The 18494-nt window shown below is 32.6% G+C and carries 18 protein-coding genes; 7 read left to right on the plus strand and 11 right to left on the minus strand.

Going from position 1 to position 18494, the window contains the following annotated elements:
- Window positions 1–8 precede the first annotated feature (8 nt).
- Window positions 9–1241 (plus strand): peptidase T, encoded by a 1233-nt coding sequence (gene pepT, locus BJS11_RS01740; protein WP_069994405.1) that lies wholly within the window; start codon window positions 9–11, stop codon window positions 1239–1241.
- Between the two features lie 105 nt (window positions 1242–1346).
- Here pepT and BJS11_RS01745 read toward each other — a convergent pair whose 3' ends face one another.
- From BJS11_RS01745 to BJS11_RS01755, 3 genes are all read right to left on the minus strand, one after another.
- The gene (locus BJS11_RS01745) at window positions 1347–2468 is read right to left on the minus strand and encodes a glycerate kinase (RefSeq protein ID WP_069994404.1); all 1122 of its coding nucleotides are present in this window, start codon (window positions 2466–2468) and stop codon (window positions 1347–1349) included.
- A gap of 262 nt (window positions 2469–2730) precedes the next feature.
- Complete coding sequence (ytxJ, locus tag BJS11_RS01750) at window positions 2731–3051, minus strand: bacillithiol system redox-active protein YtxJ (protein ID WP_069994403.1); 321 nt, start codon at window positions 3049–3051, stop codon at window positions 2731–2733.
- 155 nt (window positions 3052–3206) lie between these two features.
- Entirely contained in the window at window positions 3207–4100 is an 894-nt protein-coding gene (locus tag BJS11_RS01755) for an EMYY motif lipoprotein (RefSeq protein WP_069994402.1), read from the minus strand.
- 127 nt (window positions 4101–4227) lie between these two features.
- Between BJS11_RS01755 and BJS11_RS01760 the strand changes: the two genes are divergently transcribed.
- The 3 genes from BJS11_RS01760 to BJS11_RS01770 all read left to right on the plus strand — a co-directional run bounded on the left by BJS11_RS01760 (window position 4228) and on the right by BJS11_RS01770 (window position 6148).
- Window positions 4228–4758 carry a GrpB family protein gene (locus BJS11_RS01760; protein ID WP_069994401.1) on the plus strand — a complete coding sequence of 177 codons (531 nt, stop codon included), beginning with the start codon at window positions 4228–4230 and terminating at the stop codon, window positions 4756–4758.
- Between the two features lie 130 nt (window positions 4759–4888).
- On the plus strand, window positions 4889–5809 hold the full coding sequence (gene murB / locus BJS11_RS01765) for a UDP-N-acetylmuramate dehydrogenase (RefSeq protein WP_069994400.1): 921 nt from the start codon (window positions 4889–4891) through the stop codon (window positions 5807–5809).
- Between the two features lie 24 nt (window positions 5810–5833).
- Window positions 5834–6148: a CHY zinc finger protein gene (locus BJS11_RS01770; RefSeq protein WP_069994399.1), complete on the plus strand. Its 315-nt coding sequence runs from the start codon at window positions 5834–5836 to the stop codon at window positions 6146–6148.
- Between the two features lie 75 nt (window positions 6149–6223).
- Here BJS11_RS01770 and BJS11_RS01775 read toward each other — a convergent pair whose 3' ends face one another.
- From BJS11_RS01775 to nrdI, 8 genes are all read right to left on the minus strand, one after another.
- Window positions 6224–6550 carry a PH domain-containing protein gene (locus BJS11_RS01775; RefSeq protein WP_069994398.1) on the minus strand — a complete coding sequence of 109 codons (327 nt, stop codon included), beginning with the start codon at window positions 6548–6550 and terminating at the stop codon, window positions 6224–6226.
- A gap of 255 nt (window positions 6551–6805) precedes the next feature.
- Window positions 6806–7840 (minus strand): ferrated catecholamine ABC transporter substrate-binding lipoprotein SstD, encoded by a 1035-nt coding sequence (locus BJS11_RS01780; protein ID WP_069994397.1) that lies wholly within the window; start codon window positions 7838–7840, stop codon window positions 6806–6808.
- A 99-nt stretch (window positions 7841–7939) separates the two neighbouring features.
- The gene (locus BJS11_RS01785) at window positions 7940–8740 is read right to left on the minus strand and encodes an iron ABC transporter ATP-binding protein (RefSeq protein WP_069994396.1); all 801 of its coding nucleotides are present in this window, start codon (window positions 8738–8740) and stop codon (window positions 7940–7942) included.
- Window positions 8737–9696 carry an iron chelate uptake ABC transporter family permease subunit gene (locus tag BJS11_RS01790; RefSeq protein WP_069994395.1) on the minus strand — a complete coding sequence of 320 codons (960 nt, stop codon included), beginning with the start codon at window positions 9694–9696 and terminating at the stop codon, window positions 8737–8739. The genes BJS11_RS01785 and BJS11_RS01790 overlap by 4 nt, the downstream gene beginning before the upstream one ends.
- Window positions 9680–10654, minus strand: a complete 975-nt coding sequence (locus BJS11_RS01795) for an ABC transporter permease (RefSeq protein WP_069994394.1) — start codon at window positions 10652–10654, stop codon at window positions 9680–9682. The genes BJS11_RS01790 and BJS11_RS01795 overlap by 17 nt, the downstream gene beginning before the upstream one ends.
- Before the next feature lie 250 nt (window positions 10655–10904).
- Window positions 10905–11873, minus strand: a complete 969-nt coding sequence (nrdF, locus tag BJS11_RS01800) for a class 1b ribonucleoside-diphosphate reductase subunit beta (RefSeq protein ID WP_069994393.1) — start codon at window positions 11871–11873, stop codon at window positions 10905–10907.
- A 271-nt stretch (window positions 11874–12144) separates the two neighbouring features.
- Window positions 12145–14250, minus strand: coding sequence for a class 1b ribonucleoside-diphosphate reductase subunit alpha (gene nrdE / locus BJS11_RS01805; protein WP_069994392.1), 2106 nt, complete (start codon window positions 14248–14250; stop codon window positions 12145–12147).
- Complete coding sequence (gene nrdI / locus BJS11_RS01810; RefSeq protein WP_069994391.1) at window positions 14213–14611, minus strand: class Ib ribonucleoside-diphosphate reductase assembly flavoprotein NrdI; 399 nt, start codon at window positions 14609–14611, stop codon at window positions 14213–14215. Before nrdI ends, nrdE begins: the two co-directional genes overlap by 38 nt.
- Window positions 14612–15327: 716 nt before the next feature.
- On the opposite strand from nrdI, the gene BJS11_RS01815 reads away from it, so the two are divergent.
- The 3 genes from BJS11_RS01815 (at window position 15328) to BJS11_RS01825 (ending at window position 18431) form a co-directional block, all read left to right on the plus strand.
- Window positions 15328–16215, plus strand: a complete 888-nt coding sequence (locus BJS11_RS01815) for a DMT family transporter (protein WP_069994390.1) — start codon at window positions 15328–15330, stop codon at window positions 16213–16215.
- A 13-nt stretch (window positions 16216–16228) separates the two neighbouring features.
- Complete coding sequence (gene queF, locus BJS11_RS01820) at window positions 16229–16729, plus strand: preQ(1) synthase (RefSeq protein ID WP_069994389.1); 501 nt, start codon at window positions 16229–16231, stop codon at window positions 16727–16729.
- Window positions 16730–16916: 187 nt separating this feature from the next.
- On the plus strand, window positions 16917–18431 hold the full coding sequence (locus BJS11_RS01825; protein WP_069994388.1) for a peptide MFS transporter: 1515 nt from the start codon (window positions 16917–16919) through the stop codon (window positions 18429–18431).
- The last annotated feature ends 63 nt before the right edge of the window (window positions 18432–18494 follow it).

The following is an 18494-nucleotide window of genomic DNA, read 5'->3' on the forward strand; positions in this document are numbered from 1 at the left end:
GTGTTTTTATGAAACAAGATTTAATCGACAGACTAACTAGATATGTAACAATCGATACACAGTCAGACCCAGAATCTACGACTACGCCTTCCACTGAGAAACAATGGGATTTATTAAATTTACTCAATGATGAATTAACTGATTTAGGATTAGAAACAGATGTAGATGAACAAGGTTATTTATTCGCCACACTAGATAGTAACGTAGACGCTGATCTCCCTACTATTGGATTTTTAGCACATGTAGATACGTCACCAGATTTTAATGCTTCCGATGTCAATCCTCAAATTATCGAGCATTATGATGGTGCGCCGATTCAACTTGGCAACACGAATCGTGTACTCAACCAAGACGTGTTTCCTGCTATGAAGCAAGTCGAAGGTCATACACTTATGATTACTGATGGTACGTCATTATTAGGTGCAGACGACAAAGCTGGTGTCGTTGAAATCATGGAAGCCTTAAAATATCTAACTGAGCATCCTGAAATCAAACACGGGCGCATTCGTATTGCCTTCACACCTGATGAAGAGATTGGAAGAGGACCGCATCACTTTGATGTAGACCGCTTTGGCGCAGATTTCGCCTATACAATGGATGGTAGTGAATATGGTGAATTACAATATGAAAGCTTTAATGCTGCCGAAGCAATCGTGACTTGTCATGGTGTCAATGTTCACCCAGGTTCAGCAAAAGACGCAATGATTAATGCCGTACTATTAGGTCAACAATTCAATGCGCTTCTTCCTCAAAATGAAGTGCCTGAAAGAACGGAAGACTATGAAGGCTTTTATCATTTAATGAAAATTAATGGCGATGTTGAAAAAACAACATTACAATATATTATTCGTGATCATGATAGAAACAATTTTGAATTACGCAAAAAACGTCTCGTTGAAATTAAAAATGATATTAATTCACATTATGAAGATGAACCTATCGAAATAGAAATCAATGATCAATACTTTAATATGGGTGGAAAAATTGAAGCAGCGCCACACGTGATTGAAATTCCTAAACGCGTATTTGAGAAATTAAATATCCCTGCAAATACAGCACCAATACGTGGTGGTACTGACGGCTCTCAACTATCCTATATGGGATTACCAACGCCAAATATCTTTACAGGTTGCGATAATTTCCATGGTCCATATGAGTATGCTTCTATTGACGTTATGGAAAAAGCAGTTCATGTAATTGTTGGTATTGTTGAAGAAGTCGTAGCGACTTATAATAAATAATAATTATTTGATTACTACATGCATACTATAAAAAAGCGATTTGTAAACGTGAGTTTTTAACATCCGTTACAAATCGCTTTTTATTAATTTTAACTATTAAATAGATTAATTCATATTAAACTGTGTCTTTAATAATTTAATCGCTTGGACAGTATAATGTCTGATTTGGATGCCCATTTTAAAATCAGTAAAGCTTTCAGGCATTTCAATAAATGTATTAAACATCGCTGTAACACCCATAGATTCAAATAAATCAAATTTATCTGCTGTCGCACATATTGCTATAGATGGCTTATGATATTGTGCAGCCAACTCTGCAAGACGCACCGTTGTCGTCTCCAATATTTGATCTTCCTCGTTTATACCTTCACCGAATATAATTAAATCTGCTTGCTCCATTAATGAATCTAAGTGCGTAATCTGGTCAACTAATTCATGACTTGTCATAATTTCTGCATGATATAACGCGTAAAGTACTGCTGCAATACCGCCACCAGCACCGCCTCTTTGAATCGGTCCAAGCGCAAGCTTTAACTCACTTTTAAATATTTCACTTAAATACCAAATTAAATTATCAATTTCTGCAGCTTGTTCACGACTCAATCCATAAGTTTCATATGTTTGCATAATCTCACTATTTTTACCATATAGCTTGCTATCAAAATCTGACATCAATTGAAAACGGACTGCGGCTAATTTTGGATTTAATCCACTCGTATCAATTTTGCGTATATATTTCAACATCTTACTGCCTTGACGCATATCTACTTCTTGCGCTTCATCATCATAGAATTTAACGCCTAGTGCTTGTAACATACCTGCACCACCATCAAAACTACCGATACCACCTAGTGAAATCACTATATGATCTGCGTTATTTTCAAGTGCATCCGCAACTAATTCTCCAATACCGTAACTTGAACGTTCCGTAACTGGCTTATTACCTTTTAAAAATAAATTGCCTTCTATGACTGTCATGCCACTATCTGTCATGCCATATACCGCTTCTATTTCATTCATATCTGCATCGTGCGTAGGCACTCTATACTTCGTACCTGACTGCCATAAGAATACTGAATCCATTAACTCATGACGTCCATTGAACAATGGCACTTGCACGATATCCGCTTTGTCTATTTGACTTGCCACCGCTTCTTCTACATAACGATTTGCTTGATAACTAGAAATAATACCATTAAATTCATCCATCGCCACTAAAACTTTCATACTGTCACCTCAAATATATTATTCTTTGCTTTATATTATAAATCTATTTTCATTTCAAATTTCATATCATTTACGTGTTTGATGGATCCCCACTGTGATGTTGACCACCAATATTCCCAATATCATTGTACGCCATATTGGGTATTCAACTGTTTATTATACATGGCAACGCACATTTTTTCACACTATAAGAAACGCTTGTCAATCACTTTTCTATAAAGAAGCGGTTAACAAGCGTCATCATTATCTATTTAATTGTCACTTACTCTTCAGCATTTGCTAAAGTTGATACATTGATATCATTATGGCTTGCATTCCAAATCGCCTGTCCCTTAACAAAATAAAATGCTTGTGGCGATTCATGCTTAATCTGTGTTTTTTCTTCGATATAATTCGACAATTCACGTTCTTGTTGCACAATTAAATAATAACCATCCATATCTCTTTCATATAAAAATTTATTGAATTGGTCAATTGCGTTTGCAGACGTTGGACATGTTTCACTATGTTTCAACACAAACACATAATTGTTTTCTTTAATAATTTGCTCAAACTGGTCAATCGAACTCAGCTTTATAGCCATTCTATTCACCTCTAAAAATATTTAACACACCCGTTTTAACACAAAAAGTGTGAAATCTCCACGATATACTCATATCATTGCTTCCAATTATACACAATACTCTTTTTATTGTTAACCGTTTATTTAAAATTTTATAACTTAACTAAAATACATTTTTAATTATAGTCTTCTTTTATATTGTTATAATGCTTATCAAAAACAGCATCAAATTCTTCTAAATCCTTACTTTCTTTCGGTAATTTTCCATAATCAATTTCCGATAAATCTTCACTAATATCTATTGTTTCTACACGCGTTTCATAATAATTTTGTAAGCTATAATACATTTCAATCGCATTTTTTCTTGCGTCATTGACATAAGTATCCGTAATAGCAGTTTTGTTTAAATCTTTAATTTGCTTCGTAATTAACGGCATAATTTGATTTTTTATAGCTTTTTTTACTGTAACCGGATCTGTTGAATCAGCATCTTTTTCTGCAGTCGTTTTTAAATCTTTATTATTTTTTTCTAGCTTATGTTTAAAATTATTTACGTCTGTAGTTGCACCAGCATCACTAGCATCTTGTATATGTTTTTCAACTTGCGATCTACTTTTCTCAAAAAGTTTCGTATAATCTAAAATATCTTCATTCGCTTTAATAGATTGATTACATAAATCGACAAAAGTTTTTAATTGGTTAACTGATTTTTTCTTATCTTTCACCGAATCTAAGTAGGTTGACTTTAATTCTTTAGTATCATTTGAAGTCGCTGGCATCTTTTGTGCTGCTTTTTCGTATGCTTTTAGTTTAGGAATTAATTTACTATTTATCTTATTCTGTATATCATTGAAAGCTTTTTTATTTTTATCTGTCATATCCGTTTTACTTAAGTCGTCTAAACGCTTCAGTTTAATATCATCCATGGTTTGCTTGAGCTCTTTTTCTTTATTTTTAACATTTTTAAGCGAACTATCAAAGTCTTTAAATTCACTAGCTCCCTCATTACCACATGCACTAAGCGAAACCACAAAGCCCAACAATAAAATAATGCAAAGTATTTTTTTCATTTCTGCACTCCTTATCATTCAGTATTATACAGAAACTTATTTAACTTGAAAATAATATATGATATATTGTTTCAGAATTTACAGTTTAACAGTTCCATCATAACATTGAAAGGCGTGGACAACTTATATGTATTCACAAATTCAACCATTTATTACTGAAGATGGTGATAATGTCTATTTTCAAAAGTATAAACATTTACAAAATGTTCTATTCAATTTGCTCGACACACCGATTAAATCAGCACATCATATTGGTGGCACTGCTCATTTTAATTACCCGACAGAGCCCATCTTAGATATCTTAGTAGGCGTCGACAATTTACATGATATTACGTCACTAGATGAGAAACGTTTAAATTATGAAGGGTTTTACCGTTTGCATCATCCTTATACAAAAAAGGTTGTTATGGCCAAATTTAATAATTTAATTGATTTAAAACAAGTGGCACGACTACACATTATCCAAAAAGATTCGTCACTTTATAACGACTATCTACATACACATCAAGTACTTACTCAAAATCAAGATGTTGCTGCAGCATTCGCACTTTATAAAAACGACCTATCTGATACTAATCTCACGATTCGTGAATATGAAAATCAAAAACAGCAATGGTTCAGTTCAACTATTCATAAACTTCATCAAAGCAATTCATGATAAAATTATATATGGCTTTAATTCATATTTAAATATGAATTACTTAAATTAATTACCATACTTTTTAGCAAAGCGCACGAATCATTGGTATAATAAACAAATGAATTTAACAAGAAAGGATGTTCTATAGTTGCATAAAGATGACATCTTAAAAGATTTAGAAGCAATTATTCCAAAAGAAATTATTAAAATTGACGAGCCATTAAAACGCTATACATACACGCAAACAGGAGGTAAAGCAGATTATTACTTATCTCCTACTAAAAACGAACATGTTCAAGCAATTGTTCATTACGCTTACACAAATGACATCCCAGTCACTTATCTAGGTAATGGATCAAATATCATTATTCGTGAAGGTGGTATTCGAGGTATCGTCATCAGTTTACTGTCGCTCGACTACATTGATGTCTCAGATGACGCAATTATATCTGGTAGCGGTGCTGCAATTATTGATGTTTCTCGAACTGCAAGAGACAATGCCCTTACAGGTTTAGAATTTGCATGCGGTATCCCAGGCTCTATTGGCGGCGCAGTATTTATGAATGCAGGTGCTTATGGTGGAGAAGTCAAAGACTGTATTGATTATGCACTTTGTGTTAACGATAAAGGCGATATTGTCACATTAACAAATAAAGAACTTGAATTAGACTATAGAAATAGTATCGTTCAAAAAGAGAACTTGGTTGTCTTAGAAGCAGCATTCACCTTAGCGCCAGGTAATCAGCAAGAAATCCAAGCAACAATGGATGATTTAACACATCGTAGAGAATCTAAACAACCATTAGAGTATCCATCTTGTGGTAGTGTGTTCCAACGCCCACCTGGTCATTTTGCTGGAAAACTTATCCAAGACTCAGATTTACAAGGACACCGTATTGGTGGCGTAGAAGTTTCCAAAAAACATGCTGGTTTTATGGTTAACGTAGCAAACGGAACTGCGACAGACTATGAAGATTTAATCCACTATGTACAAAAGACAGTAAAAGAAAAATTCGATGTCGAACTCCATCCAGAAGTACGAATTATTGGAGAACATCCCATTGATTAATCACTCTAAGAGGTGCTTGTCCGTATGATAAATGTATATGGCTCTACAGTAGATCATGAAACGCGTTGTGTACATTATCAAACACCTTTGGACATTATCGCAATAAAGTTTAAATGTTGTAATAAATACTACCCTTGCTATAAATGTCATAACGAACACGAGACACATCCAATTCAAAGATGGCACGCTGATGAATTCAATCAGAAAGCCATTTTATGCGGCGTTTGTCATCATGAAATGTCTATTAATGACTATATGATGACTGAAGCATGTCCAAGTTGTAATGCACATTTTAATAATCGTTGTAAGTATCACTATCATTTATATTTTGAGATTTAAAGTAATGACGAATCATGTAAAAAGAGTTATCTGCTAATAACTGCAGATAACTCTTTTTCGTATATTATAACCCTATTATTGGTCTATTTTATCACTGACGTATTGTACAAAAGCTTCTACGTCACCTTTTTGAATGTTTTTCATTGGTATTGGGCCAATATTAAATGTGAAGTTTATACTTTCACCATCATATTCAATTTTTTCAACTTCATTATATGCAATACTTCTATAATAGAATTCGCCATTCATATCAACATTCATTATAATTCTCTCATTGGTAGCAATAAAAGCCCCTTCAAATTCAGTTGCGCCTTGAACTGAATATTCAATTGTTCCTAGGACACTTGGTCCCTTATTTTCAGTTGGAAATAAATCATTTGGATTAACATTATCTAAAATCATTCTTTTCAATCCTCCTACTAATACTATTTTAATTATTATACAATGGACGTATTTAAATTTATACTTATCTGTTTCACTGTTACTACAAAATTCAAATTGCCACATATTTATAAAATTCGTTTCACACAAGTCATTAGTCATAAAAAAGAAGCGTATTCAAAATCAATAACTTACGTTTTGATTTTGAATTATCGCTTCTTATAATTACATATTTATATAAATTAACAGTATCGTCCCCACAACTTATACCGTAAATTATTTTTCAAGTGCTTTCTCAACTTCATCAATTTGCTTAATTGCAGTACTTGTAGAGCCACTTGCGAAATACCATAGTTTTGGATCTAGTTCATATACTTTGTTTTCTTTGATAGCATCTACATTTTTAATGACATCATTATTTAAAGCTTTCTTAGCTGTAGAGTTGCCACTAATTGCTTGTCCTCTATCCATTGCAAAGATAATACTCGGATTTTTTTCGGCAATGTATTCATTCGTTACATTTTGTCCATGCTTACTATTTTTAATATTATCGTCCGCAGGTGTGAAGCCCATTGTATCAAAAATCATTGAACCAAAGCGTTCTCCCGCACCAAATGTTGATAATTCTCCTTCATTTACAAGTAAGAATGATGCTTTTTTATCTTTTAAGTCTTTTGTTTTCTCTTTAATACTTGCTACTTTATCATCTAATTTTTTATTTAAATCTTTTGCTTCATCTTCTTTTTGGTAAATTTTACCTAAATTTTCTGCATTTTTCTTCATAGAATTGATTTCATCTTTATTATCAACACCAACGTAAACGACTTTAGCATCCGGTGCTGCTTTTTTAAATTCATCTAAATTCTTTTGATTTGCTGTACGTCCAGAAATATAAATCACATCTGGTTTAGCTTCTGCAACTTTATCGAAGTTAACTTCTTTAAGGCTACCAGTATTTAAATACTTTTCATCTTTAAAATCACTTAAGAAATCAGGCAAAGAACGATTACCTTCTCCTTTAGGAACAGCTTTAACTTTATCTTCTAAACCAAGTTCTTTCATCGTATCTAATGTACCATAATCAAAAACAACTGCTTTTTCTGGGTTTGTAGGCACTTCCACTGTTTCTTTCACAGTTTTCGCATCACTACCATCACGTTTCTCCCCATTAGCTTTATAATTGTTTTCAATTTTCACAGTTTTATTTCCCTCTTTTTTATCAGAACTTTTCTTATCTTCTGAGCCACCATTACTACATGCTACTAATAAAAACATTAAACCAACTAAAAATAATAAACTTAATTTTTTCATGTACTTTACGCCTCCAAGATTTCTAATGCTGTATACCTTTTATGTCCCTAAAAGTTAAACTACGTTACTGTTGCATCACTCCTTTCAATGATATGCTATTTAATTACTCTGAACTGAATCCAAAGTTTGATCCAACATTGCTTCATCATAATAAACACATATACGTTGTCCACGAATCTCTTCAATCCTGATATCCATATCATATAATTGATTCAATACATTTGTTTGTATGACCTCATCTTTTGTTCCTGCCTTTACTAGTCGCCCATGTTTCAGAGCTATAATGTCATCGGAATAACAAGATGCAAAATTAATATCATGAATAACAATGACAATTGTTTTATTTAACTGTTTTGCTAAACGTCGTAACGTTTGCATGATTTGTACTGAATGTTTCATATCAAGATTATTTAAAGGCTCGTCAAGGAGAATATAGTCTGTATCTTGAGCAATTGTCATGGCGACATATGCACGTTGACGTTGCCCACCTGATAGTGTTTTGATATTTCTGTCTTTAATATCTGTAAGTTGCAATAATTCTAGCGCGTAATCAATTTGCTTATAATCTTCAGGCTTTAAACGTCCTTTTGAATGTGGAAAACGACCAAATCTAACCAGTTGTTCAACTGTAATATTTAAATCTGTATGATTAGATTGCTTTAAAATAGATAATTTTTTAGCTAATTCATTACTTTTATAATCTGTAATTGTTCTTCCTTCAATTTCTATGGAGCCTTCTTCAAAATCAATTAACCTTGTCACCGCAGCTAACAGCGTACTTTTACCAGCACCATTAGGACCTATCATAGAAGTAAGTCGACCTTTACTAATTTCTACATCTATATCTTGTAATATGACTTTGTTTTGAATTGATTTTTTAAGTCCTTGAATTCGAATCACTGCGCATGTCTCCTTTTAATTAATAAATAAATGAAGTAGCTTCCCCCTACCAAGTCTATAATAATACTTACTTGTGTTGTCGCTTCAAATAAATTTTCAACAATGGCTTGTGCTAAAAATAAACTCATCCAACTAATGCATATCGTTGCAGGTAAAATATATTTATGTTGGTAGGTTTTCATTAATTCATGTGCTAAATTTACTGTCAATAATCCCAAAAATGTAATCGGACCTACAAGCGCTGTGGAAATTGAAACGAGTACCGATACTAAAATAAGAAGCAGACGTGTCACTGTTTGATAGGATATACCGAGATTGATAGCTTGATCTCGCCCAAGAAGCAAGACATCTAAATATGGTATTGCATATACGGTTATTACTATTAAGACAATTAGGGTGACTCCACATAAGACCACTAGCTTGCTGTTTGAAGCGTCAAAATTTGCAAACATCGCACTTTGAACAGCTAGAAAATCTTCTGGATTAATAATTAATTCCAAAAATCCTGTAATACTTTTAAAGAAAGTCCCCAGGATAATACCAATTAATAAAATAAAATACACAGATACATTTCCAATTTTAAAAATGCCTTGGAATAATAACAGTGAAAATGCAATCATAACAATTACTGATATAGCGAAACTTATATATAAATTAGTCACAAACATAGACTGTACACCAAACACAAATACGATTAAGACTTTGACAAACATATAAACGGCATCCAGCCCCATTATAGAAGGTGTCAACAGTCGATTCGTAGTAATTGCTTGAAAGATCACTACAGAAGCTGCAATCGCGCCACCTACTAATAACATGAGAATGAGTTTTCTAAATCGACTCATAAATTGATATTCAAAAATTGCAAAATCAATACCGATGATGAGATATAAAACGGCAACTAACAAAGTTAAGCCACATAATATCCATAATTTTGATTTAGCGCTCACCTGCATAGTTATGTCTCCCTTTCATTAGCAATACTAGAAAAATAATAGTACCAAAAACTCCAATCGTTAATCCGATATTAATTTCATATGGATAAACAACAATTCTTCCAACAATATCGGAAAACATAACAAATACTGCGCCAAGCATTGCCGTGTGTGGCAGAGCATTTTTCAGATGGTCACCTCTAAAAATTGAAACTATGTTAGGCACAATTAATCCTAGGAAAGGTAATGTGCCTACTGTTACAACAACAAGCGCTGTGATAGTTGCTGTAATAAACAAACCAATATTGATGACTTTTTGATAATTGACCCCTAAATTTGTACTAAAGTCTTTGCCCATACCAGCTATCGTGAAATGGTTAGCAAAAATATATGTAAGAATTAATAACGGAATACTTAAGTATAAAATCTCATATCTGCCACTTGTAATGATTGCAAAATTTCCATTTAGCCAATTACCAATGCTCTGTACGGTATTTGTCCTTAATGCAATAAAAGTTGCAAAACTTGATACAATACCACCTAACATAATACCTAAAAGCGGAATGAAAATGACATCTGTAAAACGTATGTATTGCACTAATTTAACAAATAAAAATGTCCCGGCAACACTGAGTACTACCGCAAATATTAATTTGATAATGATATTCTCTTGTGGGAAATATATCATCGATATTAAGATACCTAACTTTGACCATTCCATTGTACCTGCCGTTGTTGGACTCACAAATTTATTTTGCATCATCTGTTGCATGATTAAACCAGCAAGTGCCAATGTACTACCTGAAATCAATATGCTGACTGTTCTAGGAATACGGCTTGATACTATAATATTCATTTGACTCTCAGTTAAATGAAAAATGTCTGTTATAGATACCTTACTTACACCTATAAATAGTGAAAGGATAGTTAGTAACAATAAAATAATAGCTAAAACTGTACCATTTAATAAAAATTTCATAATGCTCTATCCCTTTCATATCTGAGTGATTATAAATCACGTTCTAAATGGTAATGATAACCATTATCATTACCTATATAAAAATATTACCTATTTTTATCTGTAAATTCAATGGATTTCAGTGATTTAAATAAAAACATTTAATTGCATTAGATATATTTCTAATAATAAATTCAATATTTTTATAATAAGCATTAAAAAAAGAGGTTAGCAGACACTGCGCTGCTAACCTCTTAATATTAATCTTGCTTTACTTATCAAAAACGAAATCTTCATCTGTAAGTGCTTCAACATTTAATGCTAAAGTATAGCCATCACCTTTAACTGAGAAGAAATCATGATTTTTTGTAGTTGTATCTAGAGCATTTTCAATAATTGGATTAAATTCACGTTCTTCAAAGTACGGATCAAATCCTAAATTAGACAATGCTTTGTTACCGTTATATCTAACATAGTTTAATACATCTTCAGATAAGCCAATATCATCATAAAGTGAATGCGTATAAGCCACTTCATTTTTATATAAATCTTCTAATAATTTATACATTTCTTGATCAGCTTGTTGTTTTTCACTTTCTGAAAGTTCATTACGTAAACTTTGTGCATCCATACCTGTAAATACACCATGAATAGATTCATCTAATAAAATTTTACGAATAATCTCACCAGATGTCGTCATTTTACCTTGACCTGCTAAATATAATGGATAATAAAAGCCTGAGTAGAATAAGAATGTTTCTAAAAATACACTTGATACACGTGCGATATATTGATCATAAATCGAAGCTTCTTTGCCCCATAACTTATGATAATTTTCAATAATCTTGTCAGATTTATATTTTAAATGAGGCTCTTCAATTACCCATTTATCTAATAAATAGTTTGTTTCACTGGAAGGTAGTAACGTTGTAAAAATATGTGAATAACTTTTAGCATGAATTTGTTCCATCATCGCCATAAATGAATATACAGCTTTTTTTCGTAAATCAGTTGTATGTAACATGATTAATGGCATGCCATCATCTGCTTGATGCGTATCCAGTCCTGTTAAACCTGCTAAAGCTTTTTTAAATGCTTCTTTTTCTGGATCTGCTAACGTTTTCCAACTTGCAATATCTTTCGATACTTTAAACTCAGTTTCTACCCACATCTGTGAAATATTTTGTCGCCAAAACATATTTGTCATATCTTCTTGCGTATTCCAATTGACTGCTTTCATTTAGTTAATTTCCCCTATCCAGTAAAAATTTATTTAACCAGTGATTTAATCTATGTGCTCAAAAACTGCTACAGCGCTTATCAATGATACAATTTACATTATGCCTTATCTTGAAGGCTAACATTAGAACCATCCTATATTTCTAATGTTTGTATATATCTGTCACATCGTTAAATCCTGTTCAATCAATATAGAGAGGCTAAGACCTACCTAATGTCTCAACCTCAATTTCAAATCAAAATCCTTTATGCTTGAATAACACTTTCAATAGTTATATAGAACAACTTGTACATTCTTCAACACTCAACAATTTGTTTCTTGTGTAATATAAAGATTTCAATCCTTTATAGTGTGCATATACATACAATCTTGATAACTCACGTGTAGAGATTTCAGAATTAACATAAAGAATTGTAGAGATACCTTGGTCAACATGTGTTTGAATTGTTGAAATTAAGTCAATCAATTTCATTTGATCCGTGTTAAATGCAGATTTGTAATACCACATTGTCTCTGGTGATAAGAACGGCATTGGATAAAATGTTTCTGCATTACCATAGGTACGACGCTCAATCTGGTCAACAATTGGCATAACAGAACTTGTTGCGTTTTGTACATACGAAATACTTTGTGTAGGCGCAATTGCTAAACGATATGCATGGAATAAACCATGTGTTTCCACCTCTTTTTGAAGTACTTTCCAATCCTCAGGTGTTGGGATTTCTAGGCCATCAAATAATTGGCGCACTTTAGCAAATTTCGGCTCAATTGTTTGAGATGTATAAAAATCAAAATATTTTCCATTTGCATAATCTGATTGTTCAAAATCTACATACGTTTCTTGTCTTTCTTTCGCAATTTCCATTGAACGTTCGATTGAATAGTAATTCATCATCATAAAGAAGATATTCGCAAAGTCTTTTGCCTCTTCAGATTCATAGCCAATTTTATTCTTCGCTAAATAACCATGTAAATTCATGACACCTAAGCCTACAGAATGCAATTCTCTATTTGCTTTTCTTACACCTGGTGCATTTTGAATGTCAGCTTCATCACTTACAACAGTTAATGCATCCATACCAGTGTGTACAGAATCTCGGAATTTGCCTGATTCCATAACATTAACGATATTTAATGATCCTAAATTACATGAAATATCTCGCTTAATTTCATCTTCTGTACCATAGTCATTTATGATAGATGTTTCCTGTAATTGGAAAATTTCAGTACATAAATTACTCATCTTAATTTGACCTATATTAGAATTGGCATGTACTTTATTCGCATTATCTTTAAACATTAAATAAGGATAACCAGATTGTAATTGTGTCTGTGCAATCATATTTAACATTTCACGTGCGTCTTTTTTCTTTTTATCAATATTCGGATTTGCCACAAGCGCATCGTAATATTCGTCTAAGTTGATATCATCTAAAGTCACACCATATTCTTTATATATCGTATGTGGTGCAAACATGTGGAAATCTTTACCTTCTTTAGCTAATTCAAAGAATTTTGAAGGTACAATTAATCCAGTTGAAATCGTAGATAAGCGTAGATCTTCATCAGCATTTACTTTTTTAGTATCTAAAAACTCTTCAACATCATAGTGGAAAATGTTTAAATACACTGCACCTGCGCCAGGACGTTGACCAAGTTGATCTGCATAACTAAATCCACCTTCAAGTGATTTTGCAACTGGTAGCACACCTTTAGCTACACCTTTGATACCTTTAATTGCTTCTCCGCGCGCACGTAATTTTGATAAATTGATTGCAACTCCGCCACCAATTTTACTTAATTGTTTCGCTGTGGAATCGATAAAATTAATTGAATTTAAACTATCATCTACTTCTAGTAAGAAACAAGACACAAGTTCTCCACGACGCGCACGACCAGCATTCAAGAATGTTGGTGTTGCAGGTTGATAGCGCTGCTCAATCATGGCAGAAATAAATTGTTTTGCTGTCGCTTTGTGGCCATTTGCCAAATATAACGCTACAATTGCAACGTGTTGCTTGTAATCTTCTAGATATTGACTTTTATCATTTGTTTTTAAGGCATAGTCTTTGAAAAATTTGCTTGCTGACATATAACTAGCAAAGTTAAATGAAATACTTTGTGCAAAATCTGTAATTTCTTGTAAATCAGCTTCTGAATATTTTTCAAATACATTGAAATAGAAGTCATTATCAACGAGATAGTGTAGACGTTCTAGTTCTGTATCAAAGTAAATCGTTTTATCTTGAATTTCTTCCAAATAGACCTCAAGTGCCTCTTGGTCTTTCTCCAAATTAAAAAAGCCATTGTCTTTACGCTTAGTTACTTCATTATTTAATTCAATATGATTGTATTTCTTCTCGTCCATAATCTTCATTAAACTGCCCCACCTTATCTTTGAATTCACTTATATCACTCTGTGTTCCTTGTACTTCAAATTTCATCAGAAGTGGAACTTGATATTTCTCTGAAATTGATCGTCCAGCTTTCGCAAAATTTTGTCCCCAATTGCGATTTCCGCTAGCTGCAACGCCTCTTAATAAATCATGATTTACATCTAAAAATGACTGTACTGGTTGAGGTACTTCTCCAAATCCTATTGTTCCAGTGACCAAGATGAACGGCACATCAATTTTCCCATCACAATTATTTTGCGTAATTTCCATAACATCAGCGAGTTCTGTCTTGTTAATAAATCTACGCACATTGCCGGAAAATGAAAAATAAACAACCTTCATTGGACCACCTTCTTTCTAAACTATTATTTTATTCATGATAAATCATAGTCATTAAATAGAACTTCTTTTATTTATTTTTTAAGAATAATAAGTAGTATCAACTTATTGAGATTACCACTATATATAGTGCTTTCTATTAATAATATACAGTTATGTAAAAACTCAATTATTAAGTATTAATGCTTGATTTGTCATGTTTACACGTCCAAAAAAGTGTCATTTTACTTAAATTTTGATTTATTATAAATAAATTGACCACGTACAAAAACACAATATATTGTGTTCCGTCCTGGTCATCAATACTATATTCTGTGTTTCATTATACATAAGTCACAAGCTTATTAAAAGGGCTATGATTATGACAAAATATTGACTAAAGAACAGAAATGGCACCAATTCAACGTTAAATAGCAATTTGGTGAAAATAAAAATTTTTTTAGGAAATTTAAAGTAATATTGCTTGCTTTTTTTCAAAAATTTGTGCGCCTTGATACTGCTATGTTTGTCTCAAATCCTCAATCTGTGTTGTTTGCAATTCAAAATATAACCGAAGTATATCAAATAAATATATGAACAAAGAGCCACTCTTCTAAACAGAACATTTGTTCGCATAAATAATATTACAACACTTTCCTTTAGCTTTCAAGCATATATACATATTCTCCAAAACTATGCTAATATAGATACGTTAAAATTTTAAAATTGAGGCGATATATGTGAATCCTAAGGTTAAGGGTATCGTTGCTATCTTAATTTCAGCAGTTGGTTTTAGCTTTATGTCTGTCTTTTTCAGACTTGCTGGAGACTTACCCGTATTTCAAAAATCGCTAGCCCGAAATTTGGTAGCAATGTTTATACCACTTTATTTTATTTTTAAATACAAACAACCACTATTTGGGAAATTGAGTAGTCAACCCCTTTTAATTTCTCGTTCAACTTTAGGTTTAATTGGTGTGTTATTAAATATCTATGCAATTGATCACATGATTTTAAGTGATGCAGATACATTAATGAAACTCAATCCATTTTGGACCATCTTATTAAGCTTATTATTCTTAAATGAAAAAGTACGCAATTATCAATTTTTAGCAATGATAGTAGCCATTATTGGTATGCTATTCGTCGTTAAACCTGAGTTCTCATCTGCAATGATTCCTGCATTAGGTGGACTGTTTTCAGGCATCTTTGCTGCAAGTGCCTATACTTGTGTCAGAGCATTAAGTACACGTGAAGCACCTTATACGATTGTATTTTATTTTTCTTTCTTTTCAATTATCGTATTAATTCCATTCACAGCATTCACATTCGAGCCTATGACTTTAATGCAAGTTGTGTACTTGATTGGCGCAGGACTCGCTGCTGCTGCTGGACAAATTGGTATTACATTAGCGTATAGTTTCGCACCAGCAAAAGATATATCTATTTTCACTTATGCATCTATTATATTTACCGCGTTATTTGGCTTTATTCTATTTGGAGAATCACCTGATTTTTATGCAGTACTTGGCTATATTATTATTATAGGATCCAGTTACTATATGTTTGAAAAAGCTAGACGTCAGCCATTAGCTGTACAAAAAGAAGAACAAAATCCTAAATCTTAAGGAGCGATTTAAAATGACAGAAGGACGTAATAAATCAGAATTAGAGGATATTACCTTACTTGGTAATCAAAATAATACTTATGACTTTGATTATAGACCTGACGTATTAGAATCATTTGATAATAAACATCAAGGTCGAGACTACTTTGTGAAATTTAATTGTCCAGAATTCACATCGTTGTGTCCAATTACTGGTCAACCAGATTTTGCTACGATTTATATTTCATATATTCCAAATATAAAAATGGTTGAATCAAAATCATTAAAACTTTATTTATTTAGCTTTAGAAATCATGGTGATTTTCATGAAGACTGTATGAATATCATTATGAACGATTTAATTGAACTGATGGATCCTCACTATATTGAAGTTTGGGGCAAATTCACACCTCGTGGTGGTATCTCTATCGATCCATATACAAATTATGGTCGCCCAGATTCTAAATATGAAAAAATGGCAGAACATCGATTGATGAATCACGATTTATATCCTGAAAAAATCGATAATCGTTAATCAATCATCTCTGACTATATAAGCTACCTAGACCAAAGCATATTTTGGTTTAGGTAGTTTATTTTTTTATATTTTGTCATTTGAAATAAAGGTTACGAACAAATGATTTTGTACGATTGATATATACACTTGTTATTTTTGTGAAAACATTATAAAATAAATCCAACCGTTTAGGGGGAGTGAATTTATGAAAAAGATAAGTTATACACATGAAGAAATCATGGAAAGTACACCACGTACAGGTTTCTTCGGTCATCCAAAAGGATTAAGCACACTATTTTTTACTGAGTTCTGGGAGAGATTCAGTTATTATGGTATGAAAGCCATATTAATTTACTATCTTTACTATAGTGTTGCTGAAGGCGGTTTTGGTTTACCACAAGCTGTCGCACTTCAAATTGTAGCCATATACGGTACATTGATTTACATGTCTGGCGCAATCGGTGGTTGGATCGCAGATAGGATAACCGGTACACAAAATGCCGTATTCTATGGCGGATTCCTAATTATGATTGGACATATTCTACTATCGTTACCAAATAATTTAACGTTAGTTATGATAGCACTTGCCGTTATCATTGCTGGTACTGGTTTATTAAAACCAAATATCTCAACTACTGTTGGTGAATTATACGATCGTAATGATGTAAGACGAGACGCTGCATTCACATTATTCTACATGGGAATCAACTTAGGTAGTTTAACAGCACCATTAATTACTGGTTATTTACAAACGAGAATTAGTTTCCATGCCGGCTTTTTAGCGGCAGCTATCGGAATGTTCTGTGGTTTAGTCGTTTATGCGATTAAACGTAAAAAGAATTTAGGGTTTGCAGGACGTAACGTACCTAATCCACTTACTAAACCAGAAATTAAGAAATTCAGTTTTATTGCTATAGGCACATTAGTACTATTTTTAGCATACCTAGGTATTTTGCAGTTAACGGGTAATTTAACATTAGAGAATTTCAGTTTCTTCATTACCGTACTAGGTATCGTTTTACCAATTTATATTTTTGTCGTAATGATTACTAATAAAGACGTAACAAAAGATGAGCGTTCACGTGTTTATAGTTACATACCCTTGTATATCACATCGGTTGCATTCTGGATGATACAAGAACAAGGTTCTACAGTGCTTGCATCATTCGCTGATAAAAAGACACAACTTGAAATGTCAGTGCTTACAAATGGATTAATTGATTTTTCAATTCCAGCAGCTTGGGCACAATCTTTAAACCCTGTCTTTATCGTTATCTTAGCACCAGTATTTGCAACACTTTGGATGAAATTGGGTAAACGCAACCCACCTACAGTGCACAAATTTGCATTTGGAGCAATCATTGCTGGACTTTCGTATTTAGTTATGATCATTCCATTAGCGTCTGGCAATGAATTAATAAATCCACTGTGGTTAGTTTTAAGTTTCTTATTAATTACTATTGGTGAACTATGTATCTCACCTGTTGGATTATCAACAACAACAAAATTGGCTCCTGTAGCCTTCACAGCTCGTATGATGAGTTTGTGGATGTTAAGTAATGCAACAGCACAAGGTCTAAACGCCCAACTTGTGGTAGTTTATACTAAGATGAATCAAAGTGATTACTTTATGTACTCAGGATTAGTTGCAGTCGTAATTGGAATATTATTATTACTTGTTTCACCAAAAGTAAAACGTGCAATGAAAGGCGTATACTAAAAATCACTGTAAAGTACAATATTTATATTATTATAAAACCAAACGTAAACATTGCGTTTGGTT

This window comes from Staphylococcus caeli, from assembly GCF_900097965.1.
Classification (GTDB): domain Bacteria; phylum Bacillota; class Bacilli; order Staphylococcales; family Staphylococcaceae; genus Staphylococcus; species Staphylococcus caeli.